Source organism: Rufibacter radiotolerans (assembly GCF_001078055.1).
GTDB classification, from domain to species: Bacteria; Bacteroidota; Bacteroidia; order Cytophagales; family Hymenobacteraceae; genus Nibribacter; species Nibribacter radiotolerans.
Map to the genome: position 1 here is coordinate 4,261,102 of NZ_CP010777.1, position 13,030 is coordinate 4,274,131.

6 protein-coding genes are annotated in these 13,030 nt (G+C 49.2%); 4 read left to right on the forward strand and 2 right to left on the reverse strand.

Translation table 11 applies throughout. The features are described from left to right. Nucleotides 1-959: 959 nt before the first annotated feature. The 4 genes from TH63_RS17320 (at nt 960) to TH63_RS17340 (ending at nt 10,985) form a co-directional block, all read left to right on the forward strand. On the forward strand, nt 960-2,429 hold the full coding sequence (locus tag TH63_RS17320) for a tetratricopeptide repeat protein (protein WP_048922057.1): 1,470 nt from the start codon (nt 960-962) through the stop codon (nt 2,427-2,429). 482 nt (nt 2,430-2,911) lie between these two features. Then, nucleotides 2,912-8,743 carry a T9SS type A sorting domain-containing protein gene (locus TH63_RS17325; protein ID WP_197088586.1) on the forward strand — a complete coding sequence of 1,944 codons (5,832 nt, stop codon included), beginning with the start codon at nt 2,912-2,914 and terminating at the stop codon, nt 8,741-8,743. A 273-nt stretch (nt 8,744-9,016) separates the two neighbouring features. Then, on the forward strand, nt 9,017-9,520 hold the full coding sequence (locus TH63_RS17335) for a GAF domain-containing protein (protein ID WP_048922060.1): 504 nt from the start codon (nt 9,017-9,019) through the stop codon (nt 9,518-9,520). Nucleotides 9,521-10,028: 508 nt separating this feature from the next. Then, nucleotides 10,029-10,985 carry an HNH endonuclease gene (locus TH63_RS17340; RefSeq protein ID WP_048922061.1) on the forward strand — a complete coding sequence of 319 codons (957 nt, stop codon included), beginning with the start codon at nt 10,029-10,031 and terminating at the stop codon, nt 10,983-10,985. Here the strand turns inward: TH63_RS17340 and TH63_RS17345 are convergent. Both TH63_RS17345 and TH63_RS17350 read right to left on the reverse strand, forming a co-directional pair. Next, on the reverse strand, nt 10,975-11,748 hold the full coding sequence (locus tag TH63_RS17345) for an HNH endonuclease (RefSeq protein ID WP_048922062.1): 774 nt from the start codon (nt 11,746-11,748) through the stop codon (nt 10,975-10,977). The genes TH63_RS17340 and TH63_RS17345 overlap by 11 nt on opposite strands. A 114-nt stretch (nt 11,749-11,862) precedes the next feature. Next, on the reverse strand, nt 11,863-13,005 hold the full coding sequence (locus tag TH63_RS17350) for a putative sensor domain DACNV-containing protein (RefSeq protein WP_048922063.1): 1,143 nt from the start codon (nt 13,003-13,005) through the stop codon (nt 11,863-11,865). Between the last annotated feature and the right edge of the window lie 25 nt (nt 13,006-13,030).

The window sequence follows — 13,030 nt, forward strand, 5'->3', positions numbered from 1 at the left end:
TACTGGGCAGGCCAAGGTCGCTATGCAAGATACTACCAGCAGAAAAGAGAATCCCGCTTCAGGTAATGAGGCGGGATTTTTGTTTTTGGGCTGTTTTCAGGAAAAGGGGCTGGAAACGCCTACGTCCTTTTACCAGGTGAGGAAGCAGGATGGTATCTCACAAAGCCTAAGTTGCTCACATGTTTTAATTACGCAGAAGCACTTGTCAAATTTTCGACTGAGGAATTAGCTAACCTTAACCATCCCTTGGCCAGCTGGTTAAATGCTATAATAGCTTAACGCGCTATTATATAGGCACTTACTAAACCTTTTATACAGTACCGCGTATAATATCTTGATCTCGTAAATCAAAAGTTTTGTAACTGTTTCTAGTTAGGTCTTCACCTAGAGTCAAAAAACCGGTGAGAATCTAAGCGAACAAAAGGAGTCTTATGGCAACATTAGGACTCCTTTTCGCATTTTAAGCCCCCTTGCCCAAACCAAGATAGTGCAGATTTCCTGAGTACTTGTCTATATTCCAATCTTCGCTACCATAAGAAAGGGGAAGCCTGCTTCAATTGCCTGGAGTAGGCTTTTTGGGGCCGTTTTGCAGAAAGGGGGCTTAAAACTGGGCTGTTGATTCTGAAAAAGGGGAACGGTGAGCAAACTTTCTTTTAGAATTGCATTACTAAAACAGTATATCTGGTTTTTGTGTAGCCACTTTTGATATTCATTAGAACGCTAAGTTTACTTGGAGAATTAGCCTTATAGCTCATCAATTCAGATAGAATGATTAAATTTTTTCTTTAAATATTAAAATTTAAATCATTTATCTAAATAATACTCTTACCTTCGGCATATCCTTCTACCTATATAGTATACAAATCAAATAGTTAATAATCCTACATCCACTCTGTTTCAGGGAATGGACTGACCTTATATTTTTAATATTTTAATAAATAAAAATTCCCCTTTCTTGTATGCTACCCCGGCTAATCTATAAATCTCTAACAAATTCTATCGCCTATTTCCTACCTACCCTTTTTGGCCTGCTCCTGTTGATGGTTCCCGTCTCTGCCCAAAAGAGAGCCATAGAGATGACAGTTGCCTCTACAGAAGCTAGGGCTGCCTTGGTAGCTGGCCGTGAACTGGCTGAAAATCAGCACCACGACAAAGCTCAGAAGTACTTCACCAAAGTGATCACCAAGGATCCGGCCTGCGCGATTGCCTATCTATACTTAGCCCAGTCTGTGGCCCCAGCCAGTACAGCTTATGTCAATAACCTAAAGCAGGCAATTACACTAATGGGTAAAGCATCTGAGGGAGAGCGTGCACTTATAGAAGTAGAAAAAGCTCAGGCAGAGGGTCATGTTACCAAGACCAAAGAACTGCTGCAAAAGTTGGTACGCCAATACCCTACAGACAAGCGGGTGTTCCTGGCCGTATCTGGCCACTACTTGAGGCTATTAGATTATACAGAGGCTGAGGCGGCACTTACCGCCGGCATGGCCTTAGACCCTGACTTCCCGCCTTTTAGCCTTTGGTTGGGCCATATAGCGGCAACCAAGGGCCAATTCCCTATTGCCACGCAGGCTTTGCAGACCTATCAAAAACTACTCCCCGATGAGCCAAACAGCTTTCTAGCCACGGGGCATCTTTATTTGAAACGAGGATTTTACACCGAAGCTATCAAGTCCTTTACAACAGCCTTGGACCTAGACCCACAGTTTTATCAAGCATATGGGGCGCTTGGCATGGCATATCTGGCAAATGATCAACTCACTGAAGCTAGGAATCAAGCAGAAAAATTATTGGGTTTGGCCCCCAATACTACTTGGCGACGCCAGGCCTATTATGCCCTCATTGGCACTTATTTAGAGGAAAGTAAACTCCACGAGGCATTAGCCTCCTTGGCTAAGAGCCGGGAGCTCGCGGAGAAGGACAAAGATTCCTGGGAGATCGCTCAGGACATGAACCTTGTCGGTGATATCCACTTGAGCCAGGGAAAAGTCAATGAGGCAACTGCGCAATACCAAAGCGCCCTCAAGGTGATGGAAACTGCTGACGCTTTCATAGGCATGAAAAACCAAGCGCGCCTTACTTATCTGACTCACGCTACAGAGGTAGGCTTAGCGACAAACGACCTTGCCGCCGCGCGCCGGCATATCACCGAATACAGGAAGCTGGCCAGTCTTCAGCAAACCCCTGGTCTCAACCAGGAACTACACAGGCTTCTAGGCTTAGTGGCTTTGGTAGAAAAGAAATATGAGGCAGCAGCACAGGAGTTCGCCAAATCTTCGCAACAAGACCCCCGCACCTTTCATCTTCTGGGAAATATTCACCTGGCCCAAGGAGACCAAGCTCAAGCCAAACTAAACTGGATGGCGGCAGCGCAACTAAACGACCCCACGCACAGCTACCTGCTGCTTCGCCGGAAGGCAAAGCAATAATATCCTTTCAAGGCGGAGGCTTCCTTCTGCTTGACTTTTCTGCTTCTCTCTATTCTCCGACCACTCTTTGCCTTGGCCGGTGCCTCGCCTTTTATGACCACTAAAATGATTTTAGTTTATCTACCAACTACTTTATGAAAAAAATCTACCCTCTATTGAAGACGCATTTAGATGATGCCAGGAGAGTCTCAAACCCCTGGTTCACTAGAATAGGTCTTTTCCTTTTGGTATTCTTGGCTCCTTTTTTAGCTAAGGCGGGCCATGACACCGGCTGGTCCAATGGCGCCAGTGATTATCACGTAAAGTTTACATACTCAAATTACTACAATGGTTGTAACCGGTGGATGATGTTTAACCCAAGTGGTCCACGGTTAGACCTTGGGGGCAATACCAGCGGAACTGCATACTTGATACTTGGGCCTAGCAAATCCATAAAATATTCTATAGTAATTGGTTATAATGGCTGTGACGACAGAGACGATGTGGCGCTAAATGGTGGCCCATGGGATTTTTACACATTAGCCATCAAACAACCTATTAATCTATCAGCGTCAAACAAAGAGGCGTTTGATTACATTGAGTTGAAATGGAAAAAAGACTCTGATATTCCGGACGCAAACTTAAGGTACAGGATTTACCGCGACAGCGGGTCTTCTCCAGTCGCTACCATTTCTGGCAACGGCACTGACATGACTTGGAAGGATCTCAGCGTGAATCCCGGTGAAAGCCACTCCTATCGCGTTACGTCTTATACTCCAGATTGGGGGGGGCATGAGTCTGCAGGAATTGGGGCAACAGGCTACACCAAACCATCTGGCATGGTAGTGTCCCAAGGCACTTACCAAAACCGCGTGAACATCACCTGGACCAACCTTTCCTCGTTTGCTGAGAATGTGAAAGTGATGCGTTCCATACCTGGCGTCGCCGCCGGCACCCCCGCAGATATCACCAAGTTGGAGGAACTTGAAATTCTCAACAAAAATGCCACGGCTTACAATGACTACGAGGCCGTGCCAGGGTTCAAGTATTCCTACTACATTTTTCCGGTGGCCGATGGCAGAAACTTTACCCCTACCAAGACAGATGGGTACCGGGCAGCTAACGGCATCATTAAAGGAACTGTTAAATCTAAATTTGGGGCGGCAGTAGCTGGCGTTACCGTTACCGTTACTAAAAAAACCACCACCATTCCCTTGGGAGCTATCACCTATGCCCCTTACACCGCCACCACTGATGAGACCGGGTACTATGAAATCAAAGGGGTATACTACTATGACGCCAGTGACTTTGAGGTGTCGGTGAAAAAAGGAACCCATGTGTTTACCAAAGATAAAATCACCCGCCGGCTTGATCTAAACACCCCTGTAGTTGCCGGCGTAGACTTCACAGATGAGACGGTCTTCACCGTGCAAGGCAAAGTGAAATGGCCATCGCCTAGCACGTGTGGCATCAAAGGGGTAGACATATTGATCAACGGCCAGAGCCGCGGAGTATTGACCGATGCTTTAGGCAATTATAAGGTAGCCCTCCAAGACGAGGGAACTTACACCTTTACACCCCAATACCTACATCATGGGTTTACTGCGTCAACCCAATCCGTCACCGGCGATATCTTCAACCTTAACTTTGACAATAAACAGACAGATACCCTGAAGGTGATTGTGCAGGGCGGTTGCCAACGCTCTGTTGCAGAGACCATTACGGTTCAATTGACCAATAATGACGGTGGCACCATGTGCTTCACCCAGAGTTACACCATTGGCGCCACTGGCGTCCTTTCCATACCCAACCTGCCGGCCCGCAGTTATTCGGTGAAAGTGCTGGGCCTCACCATGAAGGACGGGACCACCAACTCCAACATCATGTATCAGTTTGCCAATAAGGTAATTCAGGTAGATTTATCTAAGCGGGACACCGTAACCACCAAAGATTCCACCGCAGTTATCACCTATGTTGCCGCTAAAAATGAAACGCTGCCCAATGGAACCGTCATTGTCACCCCGGCCCGAAATGACACCACTTATAAAGTTACCTCCACTACAGCCGTACCGGTGCCTACCGCCGAGTTCATTTACCGGGCACCGGTTGAGATAAAAATTGACTATGCCGCCGCTGGCGTAGAAAGCGCCTGTTCAGGCACAGATCAAATCAAACTGATGGACCAGGGTGTCAAGTATCGCATGGCCATTTACCTGGCCGAGAAAAGCGTCAACGGCATTCCTGGCTGCCCCATCAATTCAGGTAAGGTAACCATTTACAATTTTGTGGGCGACGAGCCCCAGCCCATTACCCTGGACATTAATGAGCATGGGTACGTGTACTATGATGTTATAGCAGGTTCTCCTGAAATAGCCACCAGCACCACCCACAACCACCAGAAACTGCTCTATCTAAAAGCCGACATCGGCTTCCTGGCCCCTGTGGTATTGGAAGATTGGTTCCTGGTGCAGGGTTCTAAGGTGCTGGCTCCTTCCTTTATCACGCGTTCCCCTGATCTCCCTATGATTGTGATGCATGACCCGCCAGGAGACAAGAGTTTTGCCACTATCTCCAAAGGAACCACCTTCTCCCAATTCCAGACGTCAGAAGTCTTAGTAGGCGGCGAAGCTGGTCTATGGGCCAATCTGCTGGTTGGGGCCAAGGTGCTTACGCCTTTCTCCAGCACCGGCGCGGGCGCTGTTATCAATTTCAAGGCGGTAGCCGGTCGTGATAACTTCAATCGTTCTGGTATGGTTACCACCATCACTTTTAACGACGATTACTCTACCTCACCGGAATATGGCTATGTAGGCAATAACGGGGATGTTTTCATTGGCGCTGCCTTCAACCAGGAGTTCTCCTTTGCCGAAGAGCTTACCTTTGATAAGACAACCTGCACCGCCAAGGTGAGGGAAACGGCTTCTATGTCCATGACGGACTTCGCCACCACGTTCATCTATACGGAACGGCATATCAAGGAAACCTTGCTGCCACTGCTGGAAAACCTGCGCACTGCTGCTATTACCGTAGGTGACACCCTGGAGGCCAACCGTAATACGTATGCTATTCTGGCTTGGAAGAATATCCTGGAGAAAAACAACCTGAACCGCACCAAAGACGCTGAGTTCCAGAAAAACATCTCCTTTAGCGCCGGCGCCGCTTATACCAACACGGCCACTATAGATGTAACAGCCTCAGAGTCTTATGAGTACGCGCAAATGGTAAACACCGAGCTTGCGCTAGGGGCTAAAATAACCAATGAGGCCGGGGCCTGGTTTGACAGTGAGTTTGGGGTGACGGCTAACTTTCGGTGGTCTACCACCACCAACAAGGGCACAGATAACACTACCTCCCAGACCGTTAGCTACCACCTGGAAGATGACGATTCCGGCGACTTTTTTAGTGTGGATGTTCTGAAGGATAAAGCCAGGGGAGTCCCCGCTTTCTTCCTAAAATCAGGAACCAGTAGTTGTCCTAATGAGGAAGGAACGCAAGCCCGTGACAAAGCCCGGATCCAGGTTTTCCCGCCTACCCTAAGCAATGTGCCTTTGAATACCCCTGCCGTCTTCAGAGTGGCCCTAGCCAACCAGAGCCAAAGCAAAGAAGGACGTGAATACAAAGTGAAGGTCATTTCCACCACCAACCCAGACGGTGCCATTGTAAAACTGGGGGGCCAGATTATCAACAGCGAGCCCGCTACTTATTACCTGGAGTACAACCAGGTTATGAATGTGGCCCTCACCATTGAGCGCGGTCCTTTGGCCTCTGTGTATGAAGGCATAAAAGTCATCATGTACCCTTCCTGTGATGAAGCCAGCGATGGTTTTGATGATGGCAGCTCCACCACTGAAGGTATCAATGTGTATTTCCAAAGCCAGTGCACCAGCGTGGCCTTGCAACTGCCCGGCGATGGCTGGAAGATCATCAAAAGCAACAACAACAAGCTGAACGTCTCACTGACGGGATATGACAAGAACAATCCGTCGCTACAGTCGGTGAGCATTGAGTACCGCCGCAAAGGCGAAGGCTGGTCTACCCCTGTGACTTATCTGAAAGCAAGTGGCGCGTTTGACATGCCTTTCATAGATTTCCAGTGGGATGTGACCAACCTGCCAGACGGCGAGTATGATATTCGTGCAACTGCCTCTTGCGGAGAGAACGGTACTTCTACTTCCAGCATTCAGAGCGGTATTATTGACCGCACCTCTATTGCACCGTTTGGTTCACCAACTCCTGCAGATGGCTATCTGGCCAAAGGTGGCGAGATCAGCGTCTCCTTTGACAAACCCATTTATGCAGACTTGGCGCACTATGACACCACCTTCTCTAAACCGGTAATTACGTTGGTTCGCAAAGACACCGGGGCTAACATTCCTATCACGGTGCAGATATCTGGCCAGAAGCTGATCATTCAAACCAACCCGGCTTCTTTGATCAATACCTTAGAGGGGGTTGAATTGGTTGCTACTGTGGCAAACCTTCAGGATCTAAGCAAGAACATACAGAAGTACCCAGTTGAATGGGCATTTAAGGTAAATGCCACTCCTATCTTCTGGGATCCGGCGGAACTTGTAGCCTCAGCCTTCTTCGGAAAACAACAAGACTTACTGGCAGACCTTAAGAACGCCTCTAAAGTAACCAAGCTGTTCTCCATTACCGGCTCTCCAACCTGGCTTACGCCGAAGGTGATGACGGGCGCCATGCTTCCTGAAAACTCGTTCTCTCTGGCTTTCACGCCTAAGGCAGACCTGGCACCCGGAATCTATACCGGCACCATTACCGCCGAGGTAGACGACAAAACGCTGAGCTTACCGGTGAAGTATGAGTTACTGGCCATTCCACCAGCCTGGAAGGTGAACCCTGCCAACTATCAGTACAGCATGAACATAGTAGCGCAGCTTAGCCTCACCGATGCCAATGCCCCGCTCTCCTCAGACGTTCGCGACGCCATAGGAGTGTTTGTGAATGGCACGCCGCGCGGAACGGCTCGCATAGAATTCGTTCCTGGTTTAAACGTGTATGCTGCTTTTATCACGGTATACAGCAACGAGCCCTCTTTGCAAAAAGAAACCTTAAACTTTAGGATGTGGAATGCCCTTACCGGTATTGAATATGGCGCCAAGGAAACCACGTACTTTGTGCCAGATGGTACTCTGGGTACTGCCAAGGCACCGTACATCCTGCACCTGAAAGGCATACTCCAAACCATTCCGTTAAACCAAGGTTGGAACTGGGTATCATTAAATGTCTCTAATCCTGACATGACCCTGAAAACTTTGCTGAGCAGCATAGCCACGGACGATGCCACTAAAACCTTGTCTATCAAATCACAGACTCAGTTTTCGCAATACTCAGCTAGTTCTGGGTGGGTAGGTTCCTTGTCAACGCTCAATACGCAAGCAGGGTATTTATTGTACCTATCACACGGACCAGACACCCTTAGGATAGTGGGTTCCAAGATTGCCGCCATTGCTCCTCTTCCCCTATCGGGAACCTGGAACTGGATAGGCTATCCCCGCAACAAAAGCAGCGATGTGAACGAGTCATTGAAGACGCTTACCAACAAAGCTGGGGCTGTGATCAAGAGCCCATTGGCCTTTGCGACGTATGAAAGTGACAATAGCACCTGGGTAGGAAGCCTGAAATCGCTGACACCGGGGATGGGGTACAAGCTGAAGATGACCGGCAGCGGTGTCTTAAGCCAGACCCAGAACCAACGCTCCGGCAATAAGGTCAATGCGCAGAAGTTTGAGTTCAACATGACGGTGACCGCCCTTGTGTACCGAAGCCAAACCGGACTTGTTGCCGAAGACCAGGAACTCTATGTCTTTATAGACGGGGTAGCCCGCGGGGTAGCCCAGCAGGAATACCTACCAGGTCTGAATGCCTACCGCACCTTCCTAACCCTGCACGGTGATGCGGAAGACAACGGTAAACTTCTGGAGTTCAAATTAATTAACCCTTCTACTGGTGAAGAATCCAGCCTCCATGGAAATGCCTTGGTGTTTAGCCCAGACCAGATAGTTGGTAGCGTGAGCAAGCCGTTTGAGCTTAGAACCACAGGCACTGCCATGGCCTATGAACTAGGCCAGAACTATCCTAACCCTTTCAAAGGGGAGACGAGCATCAGGTACAGCATGCCAGAGCGCCAAGCCGTAAGGATTGTGGTTTACAACCAGATGGGTGCCCAGGTGAAAGTACTGGTAGATGAGGTACGGGACGCTGGCAACCATGAGGTCACCTTCAGCTCGGGTACTTTGCCGTCTGGTATCTACCTATACAAAATGGTGGTAGGCGAGCATGTGATATCACGTAAAATGGTGGTAGTGAGGTAAGCCCGCACTTTCTATTCCATCATACACATTCAGGGGGATTAACTGGTGAAAGCCACGTTAGTCCCTCTGTTTTTTTTTATGGTTGCCAGAAATGAGGGCATAAGAACTTTCTATATCGCTATCTTTGGTCTTTTTCTACCCAAGTTCTCCCTGACGGAAAAACCCCTTCTGGGAAAAACGCAGGTAATAGATTCTTTTCCTCCTCACGGCTTGCTTGCAACTAATAAGCGGCAGGCCGGGTTAGAGACATAGCCCGCACCCTTAACCCTACGCATGGACAATACCTTCGGCTTACCTATTATTCCGCAGAACGAAGAACAACGGCTTGCCAAACTACGCAGCTTAGATATATTAGACACCCACCAGGAAGAGGGGACGTTCAAGTACATTGCCAGCATGGCGGCGCGCATGTTCAACGTGCCCATTGCGCTGGTGAACCTGGTGGAAAGCGATTCGGTGGTGACCAAGGCGGGCGTGGGCATTGAAGACGGCACGGTAACCCCCAGAGGAGTTAGCCTGTGCTCGCTGGCCATTCTCAGAAAAGACCCCACTGTTTTCAAGAATGCCCTGGAGGAACCCTGCCTGCTCAGTAACCCTATGGTGACCGGCGAACTGGGCCTGCGGTTTTACGCGGCGGCTCCATTGACCACGTCAGACGGGTACAACATTGGCGCGCTGTGCATTGTAGACAAAGAGCCTCGGGACTTTTCTGCCACCGACCAAAAGATTCTGGAAAACCTGGCCTCTATTATCATCTCTGATATTGAAAAAGCCTAGCAGGCTTTTCTGTAAGACTTAGCCGGTTTGAGCTTTACTCTTTTCTGGTGGCTTGCCTCAAAGTAGCAGACATTATAAAACAGAAATCCCGCTCCATTACCTGGAGCGGGATTTCTGTTTCGGGGCTGTTTTCTTTAAAACGGGCTCTAAACGGGTAAATACTTCTGCCATCTGGTCATTCTTTGGATTTACGGGCCCACCTAAACCACAAGAGTTACTAACATTTTTGGGGTTATCAACAGAACTTACTAACATTATTAGACATTCATACACCTATATTGCCAATCTCTATATTTTAACCAACCACACTAGCAAAATCATATACCTCAAGCGTGAAAGATATTCTACCAGAACTACTCTGGCAATAATTTTCTGTCTAGACCCAAGAAATTGAAAATAAGAGATGATAAAGGTAATTATATGTAAGCAGGTCTAATTTGGCTCTCGTTCAGGTGAGGAGGAAATAGATTTATTGTCTACTTTCAGGCCCAGTAGCTAATGCCTTGTTATGCCCTCTCTTGCAGACACCCTGAAATTTTACCTCCAGAAATTTACCCGCTTGCGGCAGGGCGGCACCAAATACGGGCCGGCTCCCCACAAACCCATTTTTTTATTGAGCCTTCTAGAGCTTTTTGAGAAGGATGAACTACAGGAAAACAAGATTTACATTACCCCAGAACTGGTAGGCACGTTCAAAGAGAACTTTACGTTGCTGGTTACCACGGGGCATAACCCAGATTTTTACCTGCCCTTCTACCATTTGGCTAGTGAAGGCTTCTGGCACGTGAAAACCTTGCCGGGTAAAGAACTAAACTCCGCCATCAAAAGCTTTACGGTTCTGAATGGGTTAGTAGAATATGCCTATCTAACCGATGACCTTTATCTGCTCCTGCTGGCTCCGGAAACCAGAGGCGTTCTGAAAAACGCTTTACTGCAACGCTACTTCCCAGCCAGCAGTCACCAGTACCAACAGTCAAAAAGAGCCAGGGGCTATCTTCAAGATTTAGAGAATTATATTCTGAATGAACCCGCTGCCAACTACACTTCTATTCAGCAAATAGCGCCCGACGAAGAACAGGTTTTTGTGAGAGGTGGGTTGTTCAAGAAACTGGTACCACAAGTTTATAACTTCACTTGCTGCATTACCGGCATGCGCCTTATTTCTAACCACGGTTTCTCTATGGTAGATGCTTGCCACATAGTTCCATTTAGCCGCACCAATGATGACCGGGTGACCAATGGCATGGCCCTCTGCCCCAACCTGCACCGCGCTTTTGACAGAGGCTTGATTACCGTGGACCAGCAACTGAAAGTATTGGTTTCTACGGCCATCGCCGAAGATGAAGCGAACGCTTATGCCCTAAGGAAACTGGATGGAAAGCGGTTGAGTTTACCGTTTGGGGCCATTCACTATCCAGCGCAGGAGAACCTGGCTTGGCATAGGGAGCGGGTGTTTAAGGGGTAAACCTTTCACTGTTGTGGTATTCAAGAAAGCTCCTGTCAGGCAAGAATTTAGAAGGCAGGATCATTCTCGCATTATCGTACTTCAGAAAATAATCCTCGCCAGGATTGTCCACTTTATTCCTTTTAAGGGAGGAAGATATCTTGACGATATAATCAGGGGTAATGGTTAATAGGCCAGCCTCAAAGGCTTTGTCATGCAAGGCATTAAGGATTAATCCATTTCTAGGATTAAGCCGATTTTTATCATCAATTCCCCACGGCCTTATATGTCCCGCTATTAGAAGGGCTGGCATCTGGATACCCGTAATGCAGCAGGTTGAATTATAGGCAGCAAGAACTGTACGTCTAAAAAAAGCTTGGTTCACCCGCACTTTGACCATCTGTTCCCTCACTTTTCCCTCCCTAGGAAGTTCGGTTTCATCAATCTGACATGCCTGCTCCACCGTTGAGTGTTCAAACTCCGCCCGTAACTTCTCACTCTCATAAGGAAGATCGTCCCAGTTGTGGTAGAATTGATTCCAGACCTCTCTGTCCAGCTTGCTTGTGTTTTGGGCACCTTTGATGCCTCTGTCCTGCAAGCTCGGGTCTAAACTTGCGAAGTTTACCAACTTGTAAGCAACAGAACTACTGGTTCTTCCAATCAACTCCGCTAACCTAATTACCTCCGGGTTATTCCTATGAAGTTTTCCGAAAGGCAGTTTACAATACAAATTGATAGCCAATATCAATTCTTCTCGGGTCCAAAGACTTTGGCCTTCCTTCATACATCAAAACTAAATCACAGGTAGATAACCAATTACAGGGCTGCTTTCTGGCTTCTTCCCCAAAAACACCCTCAAAACACCCTCAAAACACCCTCAAAACACCCTCAAAACACCCTACAATAACAACGTATCCACCCTATGCGCGTGCACCATCATCTCACAGGGGGACCAGCTGAAGATGGTGAACCGGCCGTCTTGGGAGGCCACCATGGCAATGGCGTCCTGGTTGTCATGCACGAATTGGGCCGCCGAGAGGTGGCGGGTACCGCCGTTGTTGCTGGGGTGCACAATCACGGGTTCGCTGCCCAATACGGGTTCAGTGACTACAATCTGCTCCACCAGTTCATTGCCGTCAGACCTGATGATCTTCGCCCCGAAAGCCAGTAACTCATGCTGGTCACTGATCACGGTGGCCCCGTCTACGGCGGTAAGGCCAGCCACGCCGTCTATCTCGCGGCGCAGCGCGCCTTGCCAGATACTGCGGCTGCGGTCTTCCTTGTCCTGCTGCATGAGGTCTGCCAGGGCCGAGAACGCCGGGGTGATGGCGTAGGGCATGGGGCGCACCACAGACTCCTGCCATTTGTCTGATCCGGCGGGCACCACCAGCAGGGTACCGCCGCGGCCATGGGCGCGCATAGACACCGCCAGCTGCACCAGCACGTTCACAGAGTCGTCCCAGGTGGCGGGCGTGGTGAAACCCAGCAGAGAGGTCATCACGGCGGGGCAGTCGGGCAGGGTGTCACTGTGCTCGTCAATGATCTTGATGTCATCGCCTTTGAGAACGGCCACGTTGGCAAACTTGCCAAACCCGCTGGCACGCCGGTGCTTTACTACCAGCAGGCCGGGCTCAGAGACATCCAGCACAAAGCAGAAACTCAGGATCTCGCGGGTGGTACCCCAGAGGTAAAGCTCGCCTTTCTCCATCCAGACGCCCAGGTGAATACCAGGCCGCTCCACTCCGGGGGCCAGTTTGGTGAGGTTATGCGAGGTAAGGGGCAACCGGTAAGCAAACAGCAGCGGCTTGCTGGCCTGGTCAGGGGAGAGAAAGGCCAGCGAGATCTTGGGCGACTGCCCCTCTTCCTTGCGCAGGCTGGCCCAGAAAGCGGCGTCAATTAGGGCTTCAATCACCTTGGCGGGCGGGGCCGGGGCCAGGTTCTCTTCGCCTCTTAGCCGGGCGTCTGCCTGCTGCTCTGCAAAATGGGTTTCTATAACGGGAGCCACGGTTCTTGCCGCGGCATATGTAGACTTCCGGATCATGTTCCAATATTCATTTTCAAAAGCA